Annotated in this window: 22 protein-coding genes; 6 read left to right on the top strand and 16 right to left on the bottom strand. The window is 57.7% G+C overall.

Annotated features, from left to right (window positions below; all coding sequences use genetic code 11):
• Positions 1-9: 9 nt before the first annotated feature.
• From ACWAT4_RS40705 to ACWAT4_RS40655, 11 genes are all read right to left on the bottom strand, one after another.
• Complete coding sequence (locus tag ACWAT4_RS40705) at positions 10-1,467, bottom strand: NAD-dependent succinate-semialdehyde dehydrogenase (RefSeq protein ID WP_128955180.1); 1,458 nt, start codon at positions 1,465-1,467, stop codon at positions 10-12.
• Entirely contained in the window at positions 1,464-2,048 is a 585-nt protein-coding gene (locus tag ACWAT4_RS40700; protein ID WP_128929626.1) for a thiamine pyrophosphate-dependent enzyme, read from the bottom strand. Before ACWAT4_RS40700 ends, ACWAT4_RS40705 begins: the two co-directional genes overlap by 4 nt.
• 11 nt (positions 2,049-2,059) lie before the next feature.
• On the bottom strand, positions 2,060-2,575 hold the full coding sequence (locus ACWAT4_RS40695) for a thiamine pyrophosphate-binding protein (protein ID WP_164933841.1): 516 nt from the start codon (positions 2,573-2,575) through the stop codon (positions 2,060-2,062).
• 243 nt (positions 2,576-2,818) lie between these two features.
• The gene (locus ACWAT4_RS40690) at positions 2,819-4,237 is read right to left on the bottom strand and encodes an amidase (RefSeq protein ID WP_128929628.1); all 1,419 of its coding nucleotides are present in this window, start codon (positions 4,235-4,237) and stop codon (positions 2,819-2,821) included.
• Positions 4,238-4,308: 71 nt separating this feature from the next.
• Positions 4,309-5,685 (bottom strand): NAD(P)/FAD-dependent oxidoreductase, encoded by a 1,377-nt coding sequence (locus ACWAT4_RS40685; protein WP_237866328.1) that lies wholly within the window; start codon positions 5,683-5,685, stop codon positions 4,309-4,311.
• 220 nt (positions 5,686-5,905) lie between these two features.
• Positions 5,906-7,069, bottom strand: a complete 1,164-nt coding sequence (locus ACWAT4_RS40680) for an NAD(P)/FAD-dependent oxidoreductase (RefSeq protein WP_128955182.1) — start codon at positions 7,067-7,069, stop codon at positions 5,906-5,908.
• A gap of 77 nt (positions 7,070-7,146) precedes the next feature.
• Positions 7,147-7,551 carry an acetyl-CoA carboxylase biotin carboxyl carrier protein gene (locus tag ACWAT4_RS40675; protein ID WP_128929630.1) on the bottom strand — a complete coding sequence of 135 codons (405 nt, stop codon included), beginning with the start codon at positions 7,549-7,551 and terminating at the stop codon, positions 7,147-7,149.
• Positions 7,548-7,718: a biotin carboxylase N-terminal domain-containing protein gene (locus ACWAT4_RS40670; RefSeq protein ID WP_164933826.1), complete on the bottom strand. Its 171-nt coding sequence runs from the start codon at positions 7,716-7,718 to the stop codon at positions 7,548-7,550. Before ACWAT4_RS40670 ends, ACWAT4_RS40675 begins: the two co-directional genes overlap by 4 nt.
• Positions 7,719-7,722: 4 nt before the next feature.
• On the bottom strand, positions 7,723-8,136 hold the full coding sequence (locus ACWAT4_RS40665) for an acetyl-CoA carboxylase biotin carboxyl carrier protein (protein ID WP_128929632.1): 414 nt from the start codon (positions 8,134-8,136) through the stop codon (positions 7,723-7,725).
• A gap of 205 nt (positions 8,137-8,341) precedes the next feature.
• A complete protein-coding gene (locus ACWAT4_RS40660; protein WP_128929633.1) occupies positions 8,342-9,847 on the bottom strand; it encodes an argininosuccinate lyase in 1,506 nt (501 codons plus the stop codon).
• Between the two features lie 242 nt (positions 9,848-10,089).
• The gene (locus ACWAT4_RS40655; protein ID WP_128929634.1) at positions 10,090-11,382 is read right to left on the bottom strand and encodes an aminotransferase class I/II-fold pyridoxal phosphate-dependent enzyme; all 1,293 of its coding nucleotides are present in this window, start codon (positions 11,380-11,382) and stop codon (positions 10,090-10,092) included.
• 848 nt (positions 11,383-12,230) lie between these two features.
• Between ACWAT4_RS40655 and ACWAT4_RS40650 the strand changes: the two genes are divergently transcribed.
• From ACWAT4_RS40650 to ACWAT4_RS40635, 4 genes are all read left to right on the top strand, one after another.
• On the top strand, positions 12,231-12,557 hold the full coding sequence (locus ACWAT4_RS40650; RefSeq protein ID WP_128929635.1) for a type 2 periplasmic-binding domain-containing protein: 327 nt from the start codon (positions 12,231-12,233) through the stop codon (positions 12,555-12,557).
• Positions 12,558-12,744: 187 nt separating this feature from the next.
• Complete coding sequence (locus ACWAT4_RS40645; protein WP_164933840.1) at positions 12,745-13,059, top strand: extracellular solute-binding protein; 315 nt, start codon at positions 12,745-12,747, stop codon at positions 13,057-13,059.
• Positions 13,060-13,331: 272 nt separating this feature from the next.
• A complete protein-coding gene (locus tag ACWAT4_RS40640) occupies positions 13,332-14,195 on the top strand; it encodes an asparaginase (protein ID WP_128929637.1) in 864 nt (287 codons plus the stop codon).
• A complete protein-coding gene (locus tag ACWAT4_RS40635; protein WP_371746378.1) occupies positions 14,107-14,331 on the top strand; it encodes a hypothetical protein in 225 nt (74 codons plus the stop codon). Before ACWAT4_RS40640 ends, ACWAT4_RS40635 begins: the two co-directional genes overlap by 89 nt.
• Before the next feature lie 521 nt (positions 14,332-14,852).
• Here the strand turns inward: ACWAT4_RS40635 and ACWAT4_RS40630 are convergent.
• From ACWAT4_RS40630 to ACWAT4_RS40610, 5 genes are all read right to left on the bottom strand, one after another.
• Positions 14,853-15,581 (bottom strand): class I SAM-dependent methyltransferase, encoded by a 729-nt coding sequence (locus ACWAT4_RS40630; RefSeq protein ID WP_128929638.1) that lies wholly within the window; start codon positions 15,579-15,581, stop codon positions 14,853-14,855.
• 797 nt (positions 15,582-16,378) lie between these two features.
• Positions 16,379-17,308 carry an alpha/beta hydrolase gene (locus ACWAT4_RS40625; RefSeq protein ID WP_206733167.1) on the bottom strand — a complete coding sequence of 310 codons (930 nt, stop codon included), beginning with the start codon at positions 17,306-17,308 and terminating at the stop codon, positions 16,379-16,381.
• Positions 17,305-18,645, bottom strand: a complete 1,341-nt coding sequence (locus ACWAT4_RS40620; RefSeq protein ID WP_164933839.1) for an MFS transporter — start codon at positions 18,643-18,645, stop codon at positions 17,305-17,307. The genes ACWAT4_RS40625 and ACWAT4_RS40620 overlap by 4 nt, the downstream gene beginning before the upstream one ends.
• Before the next feature lie 114 nt (positions 18,646-18,759).
• Positions 18,760-20,382 (bottom strand): FAD-dependent monooxygenase, encoded by a 1,623-nt coding sequence (locus ACWAT4_RS40615; protein ID WP_128929640.1) that lies wholly within the window; start codon positions 20,380-20,382, stop codon positions 18,760-18,762.
• A 42-nt stretch (positions 20,383-20,424) separates the two neighbouring features.
• The gene (locus ACWAT4_RS40610; protein ID WP_128929641.1) at positions 20,425-21,117 is read right to left on the bottom strand and encodes a GntR family transcriptional regulator; all 693 of its coding nucleotides are present in this window, start codon (positions 21,115-21,117) and stop codon (positions 20,425-20,427) included.
• 93 nt (positions 21,118-21,210) lie between these two features.
• On the opposite strand from ACWAT4_RS40610, the gene ACWAT4_RS40605 reads away from it, so the two are divergent.
• Together ACWAT4_RS40605 and ACWAT4_RS40600 are read left to right on the top strand one after the other, a co-directional pair.
• Complete coding sequence (locus ACWAT4_RS40605; protein ID WP_128929642.1) at positions 21,211-21,990, top strand: SDR family oxidoreductase; 780 nt, start codon at positions 21,211-21,213, stop codon at positions 21,988-21,990.
• Positions 21,991-22,017: 27 nt separating this feature from the next.
• A complete protein-coding gene (locus tag ACWAT4_RS40600; protein WP_128955087.1) occupies positions 22,018-22,962 on the top strand; it encodes a VOC family protein in 945 nt (314 codons plus the stop codon).
• Positions 22,963-23,155: the final 193 nt, after the last annotated feature.

Genomic DNA, 23,155 nt, shown 5'->3' with positions numbered 1-23,155 from the left:
ATGCCCGCTCTAACGATGCGCAGGAACTGAGTTGCGGGGCGGTCCCGCCAGGAATGAAATGCTGCGTACAATCGTGTAGTTCAACAACCCCTCAGCCCCACCCTCACGCGCATACCCCGAGTCCTTTGTTCCCCCAAAAGGCGTCTCCGGCAGCGATGACGTGAAGTGATTGATCGCAAGGTTTCCGACCTGCATGTGGTCGGCGATGTAGCCGGCGTAGTCAGCCGAATGAGTCATCGCGTAACCCGCAAGCCCATAGGGCAGTTCGTTGGCGCGCTTGATCGCGTCTGGCAGCGAAGTAACCGAATTTACGAGTGCGACTGGGCCAAACGGTTCTTCCTTCATAATACGCGCATCCGCGGGCACGTCGGCCAATACCGTAAGAGGCCAATAGTAGCCGTTATTCTTGATGCGCTCCCCACCGGCAACAAGCCTGGCACCTTTCGCGATCGCCTCGCTGACGAGTTCCTGTATCGCAGCAAGGCGCCGTGAATTGGCTACGGGCCCCATCTGCGTGGCCGGATCGAGGCCATTGCCGACCTCAATTTTTCGAGCCGCCTCGCCCATGTTGTTGACAAACTCTCCATAAATGGAGTCGTGGACGAACCAGCGTGTCGGTGATGTACAGATTTGGCCCGAGTTGCTGGCTTTAGCGGCAACCGACCTGCTCGCTGAATCGAGCGGATCGACATCGTCACAAATTATGACCGGCGCATGCCCGCCCAATTCCATAATGCAGGGCTTCATATGCATTCCGGCTTGCGCGGCAAGTCCCTTGCCAACTGGAACGGAGCCAGTAAACGCAACCAGTCTGATTGACGGGTGTCCTATCAAATAGCGCGAGATATCTGCGGGAATGCCGAATACCAAATTCAACACGCCATCTGGCAGTCCGGCTTTCACAAAGGCTTCCGCCAGATGCACGGCAGCCGCCGGTGTTTCCTCAGAAGCTTTCAGGACGAGACTGCAGCCTGCCGATAGCGCACCGCCAACCTTCCGGGCGACTGAACTTAAGGGATAGTTCCAAGGACTAAAGGCCGCTACAGGGCCAATCGGATAGAGTTGCACGGTGTTTCGATACCCGGGCTCGGACGGAATGGTCCTGCCGTAAAGTCGGCGTCCTTCTTCCGCATCCCATTCCAACACCTGACATGCCCGCCGAACTTCGGTCTGCGCGTCGCGTAGCGGCTTGCCTTGCTCCAGAGTGATATCGCGGGCCACCACATCGGCATTCGCACGCAGGTTCGCCGCGGCTTGACGAATTATCTCGGATCGCCGGGCCGCTGAGGTCAGTGACCAAACGTTGAAGCCGTTCGTTGCAGCATCGACGGCAGCGGCAAGATCGGCCTCCCTTGCCATAGGAACGATCCCCAGCACGGCTTCGTTTGCGGGGTTCAATATCGGAGCGCCGTTACGTTCGATCCATTTTCCACCGATAAACAGCCTTATTGGGGTGTGCCCAGTCATCGGGTCACTCCGAGGAATTTTCGTGTGTCGGCCACCACTTTTGCCGGACTACGCTTACGCCACGGCGCGCGCTGACCTGGCGGACGGTTTTCGATTTCTGGGTGGATCTTATTCCAGACGAAGACGGGCCCGTCCTTCGCCAGGATTTCTGGCAGGGCGGCAGTATATGTGGCTAGATCATCGAAAAAATAAGTGCGATTGATGCCACATCCGCGAGCCACAAGGTCATAAGCAACGTTCTTCGCGTTCGGTACGGGCTGTCCACCAGTTGTGGCATAGCATTCGTTGTCCATCAAGAAGTAGTAGTAGTTTCGAGGCGCCTTTTCGGCGATCGTTGTCAAGATGCTGAGGTTCATTAGTAGATCGCCCTCAGAATCGAAAACGACTACCGGCTTCTCAGGTTGGGCCAATGCGAGCCCAAAACTAAAGCCGGCATGACCGCCCATGGAAGGATCACCGACTGGAAGGTCCGCACCTCCTTCGCTGATGTCCAACCAATATTGACCCGAGCGACCCGAGACGACGAGCGCATTCCTGCGATGAGGTGCGAAAGCGTGGACAAGATCTTTTGTGTAAATCATCGACCCGCGCCTCAATTAAAACCGTGAAATTCGTCGGCGATCAGTACGACGACTGGGCGCTGAGTTAGTTCAGACTCGGTGAAAGCGAGCGAGATGCGATCGGCGTCCGCATTACTTTCCACCATGTAGAACTTGATTCCGAAAGCGAGCAGGAAGCGTTCTGTATATTCGGCCGCGCTATCGTGATTGACGCCGTGCCGCGTGTAACCGCGGTAACCAACCAAGAAGACGACCGGAACGTTCAGATTGAGCAGCCAGCCGCGCATGGAATCTCCCGATTCCATCATGCCGGTATTCTGCACCAACACGATCGGCTTTGCTCCTCCTGCGAAAAGTCCGGCCGCTATTGAGCAGGCATGCCCTTCGCGGGCGACGCCGACCAAGCTCAGCGATTGCTCCTCCTGCATTTTCAAGAACAGCCAGTTCGTCTCGCTATCTGGCAGCCAAACAACATGCGACACGCCGTTTTGCTTCATTTGCGCAACGACCGATTCGGGACTCAGTGCCGCGGCTTGCTCGTCACTCATCATCGTCCTCTTTTCGCCGGCCGCCATGGGAGCGAGGGCCCGCGGCCCAATTTGTATCCGAGACGTTAATTTAGGATACGATTAAAGGGCCTCCGGCACATTCGTGTCAACCTGAATGTGACGAAATCGTAATTTCCGAATGGAATCCTCATTTTCAGAAAGCCACGAACAATGCCCGAAACTCGGCAAGCCCCCCAAAAGGGCTCGGTCTGCGACAAGTCATTGGGGGGATCGCGAACGGTTTCATATGTATCCGGGAGGGATTGCTACGGCGCCCCCTCGTTCGCGGTCAAACGCTTGCGCAATCCGGAAGGCCGTTGCATCACCAAAACGGCGGACGGTAATTTGCAGACCTACCGGCATAAGGGCTGCGAGCCCCATGGGTATCGATATAGCGGCCAAGTCCATTAGATTGGCTATACGGGCGAGGAGACCAAAAGGTGCGGTTTGCTCGTGCGCCCCCTCGATCTCTGGAGTCACGATCGGAGCCGAGGGCAAGAGAAACGCTGCTGCGCCTTCCAGATAACGATCGAATTCCACCTGCATTTCGCGGCGGGTTGTAAGCAGGCCGAAATAGTCCCTCGCGCTGATGCCACTGCTTTTGCGCATTCGCTGCGCTATCAAACGATCAACTCGACTGTCGAGCCCCTCGATGTATTGCGATAGCCCATTCCAGCCTTCGGTCCCCGTGATACCGGATGCGTGAGCCGCATATTCTTCGTGACTCCGAGGCATGGGACGCACATCTATGTGAGCGCCTAGTCTCTTGAGGTCGCCCAGTGCCTTATGGAAAAGGTCCATAATTCGGGGGTCGACGAATTTGAGCTGAGAGTCAGTTGGCGCTCGCAAGATCAAGCCCTCGACGCCAGCCGTTAACTCGCCAAGAGGATTTATGCGCCCAATTCCGTAGGTCGAGGGATCCTGGGGATCCCGCCCTTGCAAGGCATCGAGTACCAACGCGGCATCCCGGATGCTGCGGGCCAACGGACCCACAGTGTCAAATGTCGGCGCCAATGGAAAGACGCCGCCCCGGCCGACCAAGCCGAGCGTACTCTTGTGGCCAACAATTCCACAAAGCGATGCGGGGGTACGAATTGAGCCGCCGGTATCGGTCCCGAGCGCAACCGGCACGAGCCCCGCCGCGACCGCGACTCCCGATCCGCTGGATGATCCGCCGGGTACTCTCGCAACCGAGGTATCCCAGGGATTCACCGGCGTACCGCAGACGGGATTGCACCCCCAACCACCAAAAGCGAATTCAACGGTGTGCGTTTTCCCGATGAGAACCATTCCTCGATCGAGGAGGCGCTGAACAGCGTGGGCTGTGTTCTCCGCAGGGGTCGATGCGGTCGCAAGCGATCCGGCCCGGGTCGGTCTCCCCTTGACATCAAATAGATCTTTGACCGCGAAAGGTATCCCGTCCAGCATATGCAAAGCGTTGCCGCCCGCACGCCGTGCATCGGCGGTCTTGGCAGCTACGCGAGCCGAATCCGCGTAGATTGCGACGAAGGCATGGAGCTGCGGGTCGAACTTCGCAATCCGCGCCAGAAAACGCTCCGTGATCTCGAGCGACGTGACCTGCTTGGTGGCCAATGCGCGCGAAAGCTCCCCGATCGTAGCGAACGCGACGTCACCAAGGGGCAATGTATGGCTGTCACTCATCGGAGTTCCCAACTAGTCCAACGCTAGGCGCGTATCTCTCAAGCAATGCATCAATCGGTCGGGCGCAGACATCAAAGCAGCCCCGCGCCCACCGAGCCCAGATCAGGGATCAACGAAGGATCCGTGAACCTGTCCATTGTGAAGACAGCCGATCCGGGCAACGGCTTATCCGCAACCCATGCGGCCGTTTGCTCTCCGACAGCGCAAGCCATCATCGTGCCAAAGCCGGAAAGACCGACGCACATATAGGAGCCTTCCGGTCCCATGGGCCCGACCAGCGGCCAATTGTCGTGGGTCCGCGTATACCAGCCGCTATAATGATGCAGACCGCGCGTCAGCCGTCCGATATAGGTCCTGAGTCCGGGGTTGAGCCTCGAAGCCCCTCGAAGCACAATTTCGGGAAAGCGGTCGTCCAGCGGAACGTCCCAGGTCGCGTTTACCTGCGCCCTCTCGTTGTAGGCCCATCCGAGCCGTAGCCAGCTGCCGCCGTCTCCTCCGTCGGGACGGCAATGAATTGCGCCGGTCATTGGTTGTGTGAGCCAGGCAGTGTCTGCACTGGCCCGAAGCAGGCTAGCTTCTTCTTCCGTCCAATTGATCATTTGATCATCGAGGTCGATCGAAAACGGCATGTCCCGAGGAATGACCTTGTGAACATCCTCGAAGGCGATTTTCTGCTGCATCACATTGAATAGGGGCAACTCGACGTCGAGCATGGCGGCAATGTCGTTCGCAAAGGGACCCGCACAGTAAATTAGCTTGACCGCTCGGAGAGTCTTAGAGGTCCCCTCGTCCTTAAAAGCGATAGTAAACCCGCCTTCTCGCTCCGCCTTAATGCCGTCGACCATGCCCTGCATGCGGTGCGCGCCGACGCTGCCCGTGTATTCCAGCATGAAGGCTCCCATCTGCTGCCCCGAAATGTCGCCGGCTTGGCGTACATGCAGGATTGTTCGCAGGTCGCGATCATAATTGGGAAACAGCGATTGGATCAGCTCGGGATTGCGAAGCAGATCGAAGCCTCGTGGCGCCAGCGTCCAGTCAGCGTCTGCGGGTCGTTGATAACTGCGGCTCGTGGTACCCTCATGGATCCGTACCTGCTCATCGAATTCCGCACCCAAGCTGAAGCGCAATCCCTCGATCAGCTCGGAGGCATCTGTCTTTCGCGACGCCAAGACATATCCGCGTCGAGTCATGTTCAGCCGATTGCCCGACTCTCGCGCGATGTCTTCCATGAGCTGGATGGAACGATCAGAGAGACGAACCATCAGTGGATGGGTCCACCAATTTCGATAATTCTCGCCAGACTGAGCGGACGTGAAGGCCATCGGAGGGCCTTGGTCGATGAGCGCGATATCAGTGATGCCGTGGTGTTTGGCCAGATAGTAGGCGACCGCGATACCAATCGTACCGGACCCGATGATAGCGACCTCGGCGCTTTTCACGCTCGCCATATTTTGCATCCCTTCTATTGTTTTTGGATACATTTTATATTGCCACACCGCAACTGATTTCGCATCGCCGATCGCGTTTTACGGAAGGGTTCCAAAGCGCCGTTTCGAGGTCACACGGTCCGTGGCGCGTGGCGCCTCAAGGAGAACGGCCTCGCGGTCACATCGGAAGGTCTTGGAAGGCAAAGCTCCCAAATCCCACAGGCAGGGGAAAGCGTTGAAACTATATGATGCCGCGCTCGGGCAGAGGGGCGTCGTCGATCAGTCGCTGCCAACCGAAACGAGTTAAATCCAGCGTTTCGTATCGTCCCTTCAGGATAAGTTCGGAAATCGCCAGACCACAGCCGGGCGCATGCATCAGGCCGTGACCTGAGAAGCCCGCCAGCATGTGGAAATTGCCCAGACCATCGGCCCCCGGCCCGATGATGACATTGCCGTCGAAGTCGTTCTGATCATAGAGACCCGGCAAAGTTGAACGGCATTTCGTCCGTTCGAACTGCGGGAAACGGTGCGCCAATGCTGGCCACACAACTGATTCGAAATAGTCGTAGTCGACCTCGAAATTATAGCCCCGCGGTTCCGCGAGCGTCGGAACACCGCCTGAATAGCCGGCGCCTTCGGGACGGAAAGCTAATCTTTCGGGGTCTTTGAGGTAAGGCAGCGGCTCGATGGGTTCTTGCGTTTCGAAGTAATGTTCGAAACGCCGCAGCGGGGTGATTGGAACATCGAACCCCAGTTGCTTGCAGATTTCCTTTGCCCACGCTCCTGCGCAATTGATGAATTGATCCGCTTCAATCTGAGCGCCGGATGCCACTCGGGCATGCGTTACAGCATGAGCGGCGCGGTCCATCCCCACCACATCGTCGGCAAGATATTTGACGCCGAGAGATTGCGATTTCTTACGAAAACCCATCAGCACACTATGCGGATCCAGCCAGCCGTCATCGGGAGAATGGACGCCGGCGCCAAGGTCCGAAACGTTCATCGAAGGGAATTTCTCTTTCAGACCGTCCGGCGTCAGCCATACGACATTGCAACCTTGATCTCGTTGAGCGTCGTAATTTTGACGCAACATCCCCGTCGCACTAAGGGGCACGATGAAGAGGTAGCCATTTTTCTTAAAGCCGATCTCGGCATCCACGCCTTCGATCGCCATCGTCTTCGGAAATGACTCAAAGAAGGGGATTGAGAAATTTGAAAGCTGGATATTCTCGGAAAGCGCGAAAAGACGTCGGACGCCACCAGACGCCCGTGGCGTCGAGGCTATCGCATAGGTCGGATCGCGCTCTATCACTATGACATCTGAAGCCGGCGCCATGAGCTTGAGAAAATAGGCAGCCGCGGAACCGATGGCTCCGCCCCCAATAATTGCGACATCATATTTCATTTTCCTACCTGCCCGAGTAGAGTAGATGGTGTGATACTATGCCAACGCCGTGCGCCGATGCCGTTCGTAGATGCCGCCTACTCCACGTCTACCGGAAGGATCTCGAACAAGGGCGCGCCGTAACTAACCGCGGCGCCTTCTTCGATAAGAATTGTGACCAACCGCCCCCGCTGCGGCGTTCTGATCGGGATTAGAATCAAATCATCCTGTAGGTAGCCGAGGATATCATCCGAGTTTAAAGACGAGCCCATCGGCACCGCCGCTGAAGCCGCCGCGGGATGCCTTGGTAAGAATCTTCCCGGCCCAACCGCGCGAACAACAATATTTGCCGTAGCCGGCGGCGCCGCTCGCACCTTCTCGTCGGTCGTCGCCGCAAGCTCAATGTTTATAAACTCGCCGCCTTCCTCATATTCCAGCCGGATCAAGCCATGGCGCCTCATGATGGCAGTCAATTGCGGAATGTAATCGCAAAGACCCGTCATGATGCCACCGCAGAAGTGGCTCTCTTCAGCCTCAGCCCAGCGGCCAACCAATTCTTCAGAAACCGGATGTCCGCGCTGCCGGCTTTGAACGCTTCAATGGCACCGCAGGCGCGCTCCATTCTAACGGCTATTTCCCCACGGTTGGCGATCAGCACCTTGTCAAACATTTGCTCACTCGAGAACGAGAAGAGTGTCACCCGCGCAAACCACCTGGCCGTCGTCGGGTAGGATTGCTCGCACCGTCCCCGCTCTGTCAGCTTCGACACGGAACAGTGTTTTCATGGACTCTACGACAGCAACGATCTGCCCCTTGGTGATTGTCTGCCCTACTTCAACCGCAGGAGAACCACCCTGGACATCCGAGCGATAAAACACTCCGTCGGTCAAAGCTCGTATCTTATGACCTTCTTGATTCGAACCGAGACTGTCAGCTTTTTGCAGTGACAGCGGCGCGCTGGTGAAAGCGGATGTCACTTCAGCGGCGGCGATCAGCAGCAGCCGAATGTCCCCTCTTTTCAGCTCAATCTTCTGCAAATTGAGCTCAGCCGCCTTCCGGCAAAAAACTTCGATCTGCTTCAGGTCCATGAAGGCCGCGGTCTCCCGAAGAACGAACTAATCGGCAACCGAAGACGGGGCTGACAGCATCAAACTGCGCCGGGCCGTTTGCGCCGATCGCGAGACAATGAGCACGACGCCCATAACAGTCAAGCACAATGTATTCTATTGCGGCCCTTTTGGATACATCATCATGTTGCGATAGATGCTGGCCGGACATATCGACCACCCAATGTTACTCAAGGATGGCATTCACGGCTTCATCAAGAGCTTTAGCGGCGCGTTCGCGAACACAACGCAGCTTTTCCTGCTGCTCCGCATCTCTGGTCTGGCTCTCGCGAGCGAGCTTTATCTGCGCGCACACATTGGCGGGCGCCGGGCTGCCGTAAGTCGAACGTCGGCCAACGAAAGCGAGTGGACTAAGGCTTTCCCGAAACAGTTGGGGGTCAAGGCTTGGTGCAGGAAAACCGAGCTGATTTGCTGCTGCATCCAAGTCGGCACTTGTCACCGTGTTTGGCATCATTCCGCAATTGAAACAGTGCGCCACGAATCCGGCGACCAATTCATGCGCTTTACGCCACCCCAACGCAGTCTCGCGCGCTATGGCCGCAGCAAGGTCCGTTGCGGTGCACCAGTTGGCACCCGCCAAATAGCTCATTCTCGCGACATCAAAGCGCACATCGCCCACAAGGCGCGACAGAGTATCCAGTCGTGCGGGAATCATTTCACCAATGGCCTTGAGCTGACTGTCCGTATTGACCCGCTCCATGGTGGTAAAACCAGTAGGTCCGCGTTCGGACATGCTTACAGCCAGGAAGGCCGATGATGCTTGCGTCGCCAAACTCTTGATGTCCTCCAGCCCATCAGGATTTTTCTTCTGCGGCATGATCGAGCTAGTACCACACAGATAATCCGGCAATTCGACATAGCCATATTCAAATGTCGACCATAACTGCAGATCATCGGCCAAGCGAGCGAGCGAATGCGTTAAACCTGCCATGAGACCGGCATATTCGATCTCCATGTCGTGGCTGATGATCGCATCGAAAGTGTTGGGCAAGGGCCCATCGAAGCCGAGGAGCTCTGACGAGCGCCGACGATCGATCGGAAAATCGCTCCCAGTCATGATGGCAGCGCCAGCAGGCGACTGATTGATGCGAGCATGAGCTTCTTGATATCGCTGCTGATGCCGGGCTGCGACCAGTTCAAACATCAGAGCCCAATGCGCCAGTGTTGTTGGCTGGGCGTGCTGGCCATGCGTGTTGCCCGCCATGACGGTCTCGATGTGTTTCGACGCCAATTCTATGAGAGAATGGCGCAGCTTCATCATGCCATCCAAGGCTGAACAGATCTGAGCCGCAAACGCCCTCCTTCGAGAAACGGCATTCAGATCTCCCGAACTGCGCCCGGTGGCGATCTGCCCACCAATTTCACTGCCATAAAGCTTTGTTAGATATCGTTCGCCCGCGTGCAGGCCCGAGTTCATCTTAGAATGAACATTTAGAACACCTTCTGCCTCCATCTGTCGCAGGCCGGCTAGAAGTTGCTGTCCGATTTTACGCTTAATTGCGCCCCCTTCGGTTAGCGCAACTAGATGGGCCTTGTCGAACGCATGAATATGCGGAGCCGTTATCGCATCGAACCGAGACTTGTAGTTGTCAAGATAATCTAGAGGAACTTGCTTCAAACGCGCTCCGGGGTTGGCGGCGCTGCGATAAGTTTGCGGAGCGTGGGTTTCCATTTAAGGATCTGCCTTAGCTTCGGGCCCGAACGAGCCGGTTTGCCGGCCACCGACACAACCAAGCAAGCCTGATGTATGCATATTAATTATACTGTATCCAGTCGCGCTGCCTGTCAATAACATGACACTGGGCGTGGCCGATAGCCTCCGGCGAAGCGGACGAAAAATCGATGGCGAGGTGGCCGCTGAGGTGACGGGTCAGAAGACAAATGGCTTGAGACGAGTTGTGCTGCGTGTTCACTTCAGTCATTGTCATTGATGCCAAGCTGCTTCTCGACTGCCGCCAGCAGAATTGAGATTGCAATTGCCTCAGCTGCAATCCGCACGTCTTCCAACGATGCAAAACTTGGCGCAATGCGGATATTGCTGTCCTTGGGATCATGCCCGTTTGGAAAAGTCGATCCTGCTGCAGTGAGAGAGATTCCCGCGTCGCCCGCCAGCCTGACAGCTCGTTGCGCTGCGCCTGCAATAGTATCGACGCTGATGAAATAACCGCCCTCAGGCCGAGTCCAGACGGCAGCACCTTTGCCTGCGAGACGTCTTTCGAACGCTTGGAGCACTGCGGAAAACTTGGGAGCAAGAATAGCGCGGTGTCTTTTCATGTGTCGTGTCACGCCCCCTGCGTCCTTGAGGAAACGCGCGTGACGAAGTTGATTAAGCTTGTCTTGACCAGCTCCACGCCGCTTGGCGCAGTCAAGAAACCAACGAACGTTCGCGGGAGAAGCTGCGAAGAAGCCGATACCGGCTGTGGCGAAGGTAATCTTTGAGGTAGACCAGAACATAAGCGGTCGATCCGCATTCCCGGCGGCCGCGCAAGCAGGCAAGATCCGTTTAGCTGGCTTGCTGTTATCGGCTAAGTGATGGACGACATACGCATCGTCCCAGAAGAGCCGAAAATCTGTGGCCGCAGCCTCCATCGCAGCCAGTCGATCAATTACTTCATCGGACCATATTTCGCCCGTCGGATTGGCATAAGTCGGCACGCACCACATGCCCTTCACACGTGGATCCCGCACATGATGCTCCACCACCTTCATGTCTGGCCCCTTGGGCGTGACAGGGACCGGAATCAGATCGATGCCATACTCGATGCACATGTTATGATGCAGTTCATAACCAGGCACGGGGCTAAGGAACGCGATTCTTCCCTGTTTCATCCAAGGGGTCGCAATTGCTGTCACACCCTTTAGAAGAGCCCACACAATTACATCATGCATGATCGCAAGGCTGGAGTTACCTCCTACCACGACTTGCTCCACTGGAACGTCTAGGATGGGAGCGAATATGCGGCGGAGTTCGACAAGTCCCTTCGGATCGCCCCCGTAATTTCGTGCATCGTCCCCAGCTTCCGTGATCCAATCATCGGGTTTCGGTAGCGAAAGCAGTTCGTTCGACAGATCGAGCTGCTCTTCTCCCGGGCGCCCGCGCGCGATGTTCAGCTTCAATTTGCGCGCGCGAATAGCATCGTATTCCGCCCTCACGTGGCGGAGCATCTGCTGAAGTTCGTCGGCGCTCATCTCGGCAAGCCGCATCATGATCCTCTCTCGCACCTGGCGAAGATGAGGCCTGTGGGACGATCCGATCCCGAGGTCTTGCATCATCGCACGTACGGCTTAGCTCTTCGCACTAATGCCATTTCGACGCCTGAGCCGATCTACTGCTCGCCTCTTGGCCATCATCGCGTGGTCTCATCCAGTTGCAGGCGAAACCCAGATCGCGCGTCACCACCAACATGGTCACGCGCTTGTTCCTCCGCATGGTCCATCCGTCGCCTCAGGCCAAAACGCAGCACTTCTGGTCGTGGCGGAGACACGGAGTTTCGGGAAGCACCCAGTTGCTCCAGCCGGCCCACAGCCGCCGCATCTTGCCGGAATTCCACCTGGAGGATTCGATCTCAGAAGCTCGGCAAAGCTGTTGATTATACACTTGACGGTGTTTGGATACGAAAATAGCGTCTGGTAGTCAAGCAGCGCTGGCGACCGCGAAGCGGAATGCCAGACTTGCGCGCCAACAGCAAGAAACCCGGAGAAGGTTGGCGATGGCAGCTCCCGTAACACGGCAACTCACAAAAATCTGCGCCTCACGGCGGCACCTTCGTCGCACTGCCCAAGCAGCTTTGGGAAGAAGCGATTTACCGCGCGACCCCTTCTCTTGCCGCGGTCTCCGCTTGGCTTCTGCTGGTCGTGCGCTCTGTGATGCTTATCGCTCACGTGACCGCAACGAGAGCCAACGCGACAGTGGTAAGGGCAATCAGGAATTCTAGGAACGCCATGAACAGAAGGACGTTTTTAAAATGGACGGCGCGCGCAACTGCCTCGTTGGCCGCGCCCACAGTCTGGAGTCCGGCGCACAGACATTATACGTTGCGGATACCGGAGGAGCGATGACTGAAGTCAATCGTGAGCTTCTCTATGGGCCATTTGAGAAAGCCACAGGAATCCAGGTCGTCCCCGTAATCCGTAGCGCTAGTCCGACCACCCAGATCAAATCGATGGTAGAGACCAAGAACTACATGTGGGACTGTGTTTTCGGGGCCGGCGCCGATGAGTCGCTGCAGTGGCAGCAGGCGGATTTGCTAGAACCGCTCAACGTGAGTGGCGAATTCGTCGATCAGATTCCCGAGGAGATGCGGCACAATCCAAGCTTTATGCCAGATATATCTCTGCCATTGCTCTGGTATGCCTTCCCTCTGCCACCAAGAAGGAGCTGACGTCTTTCGCCGACATGTGGGACTTTTCGATCCCAGGAGCTCGTTCACTTCGCAATGGCGGCCGCGACGACAGCGAAGTTGCCTTGCGGGCTGACGGGGTGCCCGGAGGCGAGGAGATCTACAAGGTTCTTGAGACTGACGACGGCTGGAAGCGCGCCTTCAACAAACTCGACAAGATCAGAAGATAGTGACTTGGTGGACGACTCCGCCACAAGGCGCTCAGCTGTTCCACAGTGGCGAGATCGATATTATGCCAACTTTTTCGAACCGGGCCTATCAATTGATCGCGCAAGGGGATGGGCTGGCGATTTGCTGGAATCAGGCATTTTACAACTCTTATGGCTGGGTCATCCCGAAAGGTAATCCCAAAGCCGAGCTGACTCGACGTCTCATCGTTTTCTCGCTGGAACCAGAGAGTCAGGCAGCTCGTTGCGCCAAGATCGGTGCCGGACCGTCTAATGTGAACGCATATCAGTTTATGAGCAAAGACGTCAGTCGATAATGTCCACCTATCCTGACAATCTGAAGCAAATGGTGCCGGTCGACAACGAATCTTGGAGCAAGAACCTTGCCGAAGGCGAGGAACGATTCAGGCAGTGGATACTCCAGTGAGCTGGCGTAACTTCGGAGCAGGCTCTTACAGGCCGGCAGTGCCGAAGGGCGTCAGAAGAGTGACCATGGTTCAGAAGGCATGGACGCAGCTACCCTGGCTTGGACCCTCCACAATCATCGGAGAAAAAGCATCCCTTTCCCCCGCAAACAGCTGAGGCGAGCATGTCACTACCATTAGTATATGTATTGACGACTGGCGGCACGATCGCGGGCAAGGGCGACTCGTCGGTTCGCCCTGCCGACTACGAGGTCGGTCTTCTTACCGGCAATGACCTCGTTCAGGCCATCCCCGAACTCGCTCAGTTAGCGGACACACGGGTCATCGAGATTGCGAACATTGGCAGTCAAGACATTTCGTTCGGTCATTGGAAAAAGTTAGCTGAGACTGCAAACGGTCTTCTCAGTTCTAAAGAAGAGAACATTGCGGGCATTGTGGTTACCCACGGAACCGATACCCTGGAGGAGACAGCCTACTTTCTGAATTTAACGATGAAATCGGACAAGCCGGTGGTCCTGGTCGGATCGCAGCGTCCCCCAACTGCAATGAGTACGGATGGACCCTACAATCTCTACAGTGCAGTTCGCGTTGCCATTCAGCCAGAGGCGGCAGGCAAGGGAACTCTGGTGGTCATGAACGAGCAGATCAACGCTGCTCGCGAGGTTGTCAAGACCAGCACCTTCCGGCTAGAGGCCTTTAAGTCGGGAGACTTTGGCCTTCTAGGCTATGTCGATACGGATAGGATTGTTTTCTATCGGGCACCTGTCCGTCGTCATGGCAACAACTCTGAATTTGATATCAAGAACATCAACGAGTTGCCGACGGTGCATATTGTTTACTCCTACGCCGATGCACCGGGAACACCGATCCGGGATGCTCTCGCTTCGGGCGCGAAAGGAGTTGTCATTGCCGGCGCGGGTGCCGGGACCCTATCCCAAAATGAGAAGGCGGCCGTCGCGGCTTATCGTAAGACAGGTGGTGAAGCCATCATCATGCGTTCCAGCCGCACTGAACGGGCGCGTCATTGAACGCGACCACTACCTAGAGCTTGGCGTCCTCAACGCAGACAATTTAAGTCCGCAAAAGGCTCGCATCCTCCTTGCGTTGGCCCTAACCAGGACCAACAAGCCGCATGAGATAAAGCGAATCTTCTCCGAGTATTGACCGACATGGACGAGTGCGCATGTCCTAGATGGCTACCTTGTCCCTCTGCGACGCGCCAGTGCGCTCATCGGATGAAGGGGACGGGTGGTGCATCATTCATGAGGGTGCTGAGACGTTCCTTGAAGCAGGCAACGTCGCACGGCACTTCTGGCGGTCATCTCAACGACCAGCATTCCCGACCACCCGCTTCATTCCAAGCCGACGGCGCAACAGCCCAATATTAGGAGGCATCCGCGCATGCTTCGCATCCCAAACGGCTTTCTCGCCATCCCAAATCCTGGGCGAGAGGCATCCCCGGCGACGGGGGTCTTTCTGTTGTGGCTTCGCGAGGTCCTGGCCGAGAGTTCTTTGGCCGCAGTCGAAAATCGCTGAAAGACCCGACCCGCCGGCTGGTCCGCCTGGTCAATATGGCGATATCTGCATAATGCGCATGGCCAAGGGCTTTGAGAAGATTACTGATTGACTCGATGCAGTCATTGACAACAAGCGCGCCGAACGACCCGAACAATTGACTTTGGGTGCTACCGTTGCGCGGAAACCAGAAGCATCATCGGTCGCTCCAACTCTTCTTCCAGCTCTGGCGTTTGTGTGATCTGCTCGGGGGACGGGGCAAACTCTTCGACGGCTAAGATCCGGAAGCCAGCACGGATCAAGGTGTTAAGCGTCGTGCCGATGGTCCGGTGATATTTGATTACGCCTTTCGCAAACCAGTCAGTCTGGCGCTCACCCTCGATCGAATAGCAATTGACTGGCCAAGTCTTGCGCCCGTCCTCGTCGGCGATCCAATGCGGATGGACCGCTGCCATAAAGATCGGATGCTCGATGGTGAATACGATATGCCCGCCGGGCGTGAGCGCTTGGTGGACCATGCGCGCGAGACGGCTGAAGTCCCTGATATAGTGAAAGGTGAGTGCACTATAAGCGAGATCGAAGGCTGCCGGCGGCAACTCCACTGTCTCCAGGTCTGCAATCCGGTATTTAATTTCTGGATCGTTGGTATCCGCCTTTGCCCGGCTGATCATGTTTTCGGAGAGGTCCAGGCCGAGCACCGAGTTTGCGCCTTGCTTGCGCATCCAGCGCGACGTCCAACCAAGGCCGCACCCCAAATCGAGGACGCGCTTGCCGAAAATCGCTGGCAAAATCGCGCGTATGGAGGGCCATTCAGGCGCACCGTCCAGACCGCGAATTTGTCTCGGAAGCTGGCTGTAACCGGCGAAGAAATCGGGATTGTCGTAGATATTCTGTGCCATGGTGTTCTCTTGTCCGGCGTAATGGGATTCGGATCATACGACAGACCGAGATTCCTTTTGTTCCCCTTTCGTCGCGTTTACGGCGCGAATTGGTTTCAACCAATTCTCACTATTTGGGGCAGTGGCGGCGGCGAGCTTCCCCTTGAACCCAGCGATGCGGGGCTCAATCTAGACCTAGGGGATGCAGCCGACACTCTGCACGCCCAAAGCGGCTGGAAGAAACGTCGGATGATGCCGGGATTATTGGGCGTCAAAAAGAACAGAGCGACTTGGAGACTCTAGACCCCATCCCGGACGCTCTATTGCCCGTCGCCAATGAGGTTTGGCAAAAGCAAAATCTGTCTCGCCTTCTCATTGCTGACTTTGTCGCCCCGGAAACGGGAGAGGTCTGCCTTACGTAAATGACGCGGTTCAAACGCTTCCAACCATTCTGCCGCCTGACATCACTCCGGAGTATTACCGTCGTCTCCAAGGGCCGCTCAACAGGAACTATCAGGACAACCGAGGCACGGCTCGTATTACTCTTCATAGCGCAAGTGTTACTCAGTAAGGCTCTAGGTAAGCCGCTTGGAAAGAGAGCTCTGGTGGGCATCACCAAAGGACCGGGTATCTCAACAGAGCGCCGTCAATTCAGATGAAGCTTGCTTTGGACTACGTGGTCATAGAGCGCTTTCGTGGAGCGGCCTGGAAGTCGCCGCCCCGTTCGCTTTCGGCTTCGCAATTCAGCGATGGCCCCCCTGACATCGCAATGCGGGACTGAGGCCGGCGTTCGGATCCGAATTGCAGTTCTCCATGGATCATTGGACTCTCGGCAGAGACTTCGCGAAATCGAGCACCCGTCCGCTTACGCTGGTATCCACCGTATTGTACGAGCTGAATTGAGAGATATGCCCATGGCCCAACAACCGGAGTAGCAGGGGGCAATGGGACGCCCGCAGCGCCAAGGTGGCGAATAGTTCTCCGGCTTGCACCTGCATCGGAACCGGATCGTATTCCGCGTAGGTGATCAAGGTCGGCACGTCCGGGGCATCTATCAGACGGGTCGTCGACATCTCCAAATATCGGGCAGTCTCCTCGCCGAAATAGGCCTGATTGCGCAGGTCGGGAGAAGGTATACCGAAAGCCGCAGCCGCGACGCGTTCGAGAGCGACGTTGTAAGACCCGGACTGCAGAACCACGCCGGCCGCTCGGAGAGGTCGCCCCTTGTGGAAGGTGGAGACGAAGGAAGCGAGAGCGACGTGCGCGGCTCCCGCCGATTCTCCGAGCAGACATATTCGTCTCGGATCTCCTCCATGATCTTGCGCATTCTCCTGGGCCCACCTCAAGGCAGCAATCACGTCGCGTGCCCCAGACGGCCACTTGCATTCCGGGGCAAGGCCATAGTTCGCGATGAAGGCCGTGACCCCGTTGCGGGCAAAGAAGTAACCCACATTGCTCCTATCGGACTTGTCGCCGCGACTGTAGCCGCCACCGTGGAAGAACAGCACCACAGGCACCGAACCCGATGTCGCAACCGGCCGATAGACGTCCAACGACTGCCTGGTCCCGTTTCCGTAGCGGATGTTGGGAATGACGTCGACTCCGTCGGTCGGCTGGTGAGCCAGGATGTCTGCGTAGATCCGCGCGGTTCCGGGCGGATCTATCACCGGCCCCAAGGCTCTTATTCTTTCTGCTATCTCGTTCGGCGGCGAAGACATCCAGCGATTGTTTTCGAATGGAGCGGTCATGCCTCCCCCTTTGCCCTTTCATCCAAAGTCCAGCCTCCGAACCTCTGCCGGCAGGCGTACGTCAGCACGCCAGCTATCAGGACGCCGAATACGAGAGGCAACGCGGCGGTTTCGAAGAAAGCGGTACCGGAGAGTTGCTTGGACATCAGGAAGCCTCCGAACAGAGGGCCTCCGATCGCTCCGAGGCGGCCGATCGCCATTCCCCACCCGACGCAGTTCGACCGGATGGTGGTTGGATATAACATTCCGAAAGCCGAGTTGATCGCGGATTGGGTACCGGCAACGCATATGCCGGTCACAAGAACCAACCACGGCAGGACTCCGCGATCGACGAACGGCTGGCCGATGAGCGCCATCGAGGGGATCGCGACGATGTAGAAAGCGACGATGACGAGAAAACCATAGCGATTGAACCCCACCGTAAGCATGAAGCTTCCGATCAATCCTCCGAGACCGAACAGGGTCGCCGTGAGCGCGGCGGCTTCGGGTGAAAGTCCGATGTCACGCAAGACCGTCGGAGCCCAGCTCGCCATCAGAAGGGTCGTGAACAAATTGACCACCGCGAGTAGCCAGAGGAGCGGTGTGATGATGTGCATGCCGTTTCGAAGCGGCACGAGCGGGGACAAGGCTCCCCTCGAGCCCGTGGACTTCAAGGCGAAAACCGCGTCGTCCGGAAGGTGGCCCCTCGGGTCGAGAGCCCTGGCGATCCTGAGAAGCTCCGCTCGCTTCGATGGAACGAGCGACAGGTACTTGATGGACTCGGGCAGTACGAAAACGAGCACCGTCGCCAGCACCACCGGAGCGGCGCCTCCTATATGGAAAAGTACTTCCCAGCCGTAGCGGGAGACCAGATACGCGGCGACGAGGCCGGGTACTATGCCTCCGATCTGCACGCCGAGCTGTACGACTATGAGGAAGGCACCGCGGACGCGGCGTGGAATGAACTCCGATACGAGCGCGGTCGCGTTAGGGATGATCCCGGCAAGGCCGACTCCCGCGACGAAACGAAGAGCGCAGAACTGCGCGACGGAAGCGGCCAGCACGGTCGAGCACGTGGCTAGGCCGAAAAGCAATGTCGACAGAACGATCAGAGGCTTCCTGCCAAAACGGTCGCCGAGATAGCCGGCTATCGGAGTGCCGATCAGCATTCCGACCAGGCTGGAGCTCAGGATGACGCCCATCGCGCTCCGATCGAAGTTCAATATCTTGATGATCTCGGGGGCGGCATAGCCCATTACGACAAGATCGAAACCATCTGCGATCGTGACCAGCAGTGGCCAAAGCACGACATTGAGGTGGAAGGCGCCGATCGATCGGCCTTCCACGAATTCGTCCAAGTCGATCCTGCGGCCGTCCGGTCGGCTATCGACCGGAGCGGACCCATCGAACGGAACGACGACTTGTCCTCCGATTCCCATATTCCCTCCCGCTTTTTCGTTCGTTTTGGTTCGTCAAGCTCCGCGCACCCGGTCGATCACAGCCGTCGGATCCTCCGGTGGAGCGTTTCCGTGCCATGCGATGTGCTGGTCGGGCCTGACCAGAACGAGTTTGGATTGGTAGGGCTGGCCAGGAGCGGGACAACGGACCACCGACAGCGGGAGCCTCCGCAGCTTCGCGGCCTCGAGCAACGCCTCGAGAGGTTCTCCGCTTTCGAAATCGACAAGGGTGTAGTCTCGACCCAACAGATCGTAGAAGCCGCGTCCGGGCGACGGCCAGAAGTGGGGCGAACGCGCTCCCGGAAAGTCGGCGGGCTTGTAGTTGCTCCATGTGTCCGGAGGCGCGGCAGTGCCATTGGCACAAACGATGGGGGAGGATTCGTACCGCTCGCCCAACTGCAGTCCGGACGTGTCGTATTCGTCGAGATCGTCTACGACCACGAAATCCCCGAACGTCTTCCGGGCACGCGCACCGGCCTCGCCTTCATCCTCGATGGTCGGCGGGATCAGCCACTTGCCTTTCCGTTTCGAGCAGTGGATGCCGATCTTCGAGTTCCTCAAACCGATGGATCTCCGCTCGGCCTCGTACGAATCCAGGAGGTTGGGACCGGCCCACCCCGAGTATGCTGCCGCAAGCTTCCAAGTCAGGTTCAGGACATCTCCGATGCCCGTGTTCATGCCGAAGCCACCTAGAGGTGTGTAGAGGTGCGCCGCGTCGCCAACGAGGAAAGCGGGACCTGCCCGGTATGCCGCGGCAACCAAAGACAAACCGCCGGTCCACGGCCCCTCCGCGAGGATTTCGTACGGAAGGTCTTTGCCGAATATCGACCGCATCACCTCGTCGCTGCGGACCTGCTCCCAGCCGAGGCCTTCCGGAACCTGATAATGAATGATCCAGCGCTCGCGGCCGTCCTGGGCAAAAACGAACGCGCGGAGGTCGTGATTTATGATCCAGGTGATGGTCGCCGGCGCACGCCTGCTCTCCTCCAGCAGAGTCGGGGCCCGAACGAAATACGTGATCATGGTGCCGGAGACGAACGCATTGTCGATGCGCCCGTCGTCGCCCGCCATGGAAATGTTGAAGTGACGACGAACCGGACTCCGAGCCCCATCGGCACCGATGACGTACCGAGACCGGATTCGTTTGCGCACTCCCGTGCGCACGTCTTCGACCGTTGCGATCGGAGCGCCGTCCTCCCCACCGAGCGCGACCAGGCGTGTACCGAAGCGCACGTCGACCGACTCCGAGGCCTCGGCATGTCGGCGCAGCAGCGGCTCCAGAAAGAGCTGGGAGATGGACAGGCCGGACTCCGGTCCGAGCTGCCCTTCACTAAGGCGCGTCTTCAGCAGATCGATGTTACCGAATTCGTGGCCGCAGAAGCGCGTGACGAAGGCTACGCGCGGATGCATTTTGGCAAGCGGCGCCGCCGCGCGAACTTCCTCCGCCAGTCCGAGACGACGGAAATGCTCCATAGTGCGTGCATTCACGAAATTGCAGCGGGGCTGGGTCGCCGTCTCGAGGTTTTCCGTAATCAGAATGCAAGGTACCCCCCTCTGCGCGAGATCGATCGCGGATGTCAGCCCGACGGGTCCTCCGCCTACGATAAGAACGAACGTTTCCTCGAAATCGCCTGTCATTTCCTCTCTCTTCGGCTTCTTGTTTGTTTTTAGGAACGCTGCCTAGCAAGGCGTTCGCGTCACGACACCGGGCTGGGCTTTTCCCTGCAACAGCAGTTGCTGCCGGCAGAGTTCGGCGGTCTCGCTGAAGTGTCGTGTCAGCAGGACGACCGCCTCGTCCGGACGGTGCGCGAGCACCGCGTCGGCGATCATCTTGTGGTCGGCGGTGCGGGCTCCGCCGACGTGTGCGGCGCGAGACATGAACCGATACCTGTCGGCGCTGTCGAACAACTGATCGCAATACGCCAGAATGCGCGGCGCGCGGCACGCGGAGAGAAGCGTGGCGTGGAAGACACGATGCGCGCGCTCCCATTCCGGGTCAACGGAAGCCGGCGTAAACGGAATGCGGGACAGCCGGTGCCATGAGAGCAGGACCTGCTCCTCCCACTCGGCCCCACCGTACTCGAACGATTTTCTGAGAGCGAACTCGTTGAGCACGATCCTGGTCTGCAAGAGGTCGTCCAAATCCTCGATGCTCAACGGCGCGACGGAAAAGCCGCGCTGGTCGGAATGCATGATGAGGCCGTCTTTGGCCGCCCGGGTCAGAGCCTCGCGCATCGGAGCTGCGCTGACCCCATAACGTTCGCACAGCGAGCGGATCTTCAGCTTTTGGCCGAAGGAAAACATCCCTCCGATCACGTCCATACGGAGCTTCTGGTAGGCGGCCGTTGCGAGCGTCTCTGATGCGTCCGACAAACTACCCCTCCTGAAATAGAAATTTCTTGCCTTGACGTATGATAATCTTTATTTAAGTCGGGCAAGTCAAATAATATATTGTTTGGAGCCGAAATGGACCTCGGTTTGGCGGCTAAACGGGCCCTCGTATGCGCGTCCTCTAAGGGGTTGGGTTTTGCATGCGCGACTTCGCTCGCCCGCGAGGGCTGCGAAATCACACTGAACGGCCGGGATGAGGAGCGCCTTCGCCTGGCCGCAAAGTCCATCGAGGCCCTCGCGGGTAAGCCAGTGGCGTTCGTCCAGGCGGACATCGCGGAAGAATCGGGTCGCCAAACGGTTATCGAGGCCTGTCCCGAACCCGACATCCTCATCAACAACAATCACGGGCCGGCGCCCGGAAATTTCCTCGAGTTCGGCCGCACGGAGTGGTTGGAGGCGATCGAGCAGAACATGCTCGCGCCCCTTCACTTCGTAAAAACCTTTCTTCCTGGAATGCGGGACCGGAAGTTCGGGCGGATCATCAATATCACGTCTGCCATGGTGAAGGCGCCGCATCCCAAGATGGAACTCTCGTCAGGCGCGCGCGCCGGGCTCACGGCGGCCTGCAAGTCGCTTGCCCGGCAATACGCCGCCTACAACGTCACCATCAACAACATGCTGCCCGAGCGCATCGATACCGATCGTCAGCGCTTCATGGCGGAAAGGATGATGTCGGAGCTGGGAATATCGCTTGAAGAGGCACGCACCAGGATCGCCGACTCGCTTCCGGCGAAGCGATTCGGAAAGCCAGAAGAATTCGGGGATGCCTGTGCCTACCTCTGCAGCGTACAGGCGGGCTTCATCACCGGCCAGAATCTTCAACTGGACGGCGGCTCCTACCCCGGCCTGATTTGAACGAAAACCAATACAAGGGAGGACTTGATGGCGATACCGCGACCCGTATTTCGTCCACCGTTCAACATGACCCGAGCAAGCCATGTCGTGCTCGCGGTGAAAGACCTGAAAGAGAGCAAGCGCTTCTACGTCGACGCGCTCGGATTCGTAGTCAGCAGCGAAGACGAAAACCGCCTCTACCTCCGAGGACTCGAAGAAGGTTGCCATCATTCCCTCGTTCTGGAACAGGGCGGCAAGCCGAGCGCGCAACACATTGGCTTTCGCGTTCTGACCGAAGAGGATTTGGATGCTGCAGAAGCTTTCTTCCGGGATCTAGGTCATCGTCCGACCTGGGTCGAGGTACCTCATCAGGCTCGTACGCTGCGTGTTTCCGACGCCGCGGGTGTTCCTCTCGATATTTGCGCCTCCATGGAAACGAGGCCTCGTCTGATCTTGCAATCCAGCCGTTTTAGCGGCGCCTGTCCGCAGCGGCTCGACCATTTTCAGATTTTGACACCACACGTGGACCGGGCGCTCGAATTCTACACTCGTCTCGGATTCAGACTGTCGGAGTACATTACGCAGGACGGATCGGAAGAACCGAGCTTCGTTTTCCTGCAGAGAAAGGGCAATCCGCACGACATAGTGTTCGCCCCAGGTCCGGGCCCAGGACCTCTCCTTCATCACGCCGCCTTCACCATCCCGGAGACCTACCATCTCATGTTCATCTGCGATCTGCTCGCCGAGATGGGCTTCGGTAGGTCGGTGGAGTACGGCCCGGCGCGCCATTTCGCTCCCGGATATGCCCGCTTCGTTTATCTCCGCGACCCGGACGGACACCGCATCGAACTGTTCAACACTCACTACCAGACGATCGACATCGAGGACGAACCGCTCAAATGGGAGATGGCGAAGGTATTGGCCGGTGGATGGGGCCCCCCTCCTCCCCAATCGTGGATGACCGAGGCAGCTCCGTTCGGCGCGGCAGAATAGTCCGGCCAAACTGGCTGCGGCAGAGGGCCACCGGCTATTCCGAATAGTACCTCTAGAAGAGGCGCACCCGGGTGGAATTCAGGACTGAAAAGCTAGAGCGACGCGAGGTTAACCATCAGCGCGCCGACTGCCTGCGTCGGGAGCTCGGTGATCAACTTGGAGCCCTAGCCTTCAAAGGGTGTATCCGACGTGC

This window comes from Bradyrhizobium sp. T-1 (genome assembly GCF_053592855.1).
The sequence above is the reverse complement of the archived record's forward strand: the minus strand, read 5'-3'. Positions and strand labels throughout refer to the sequence as shown.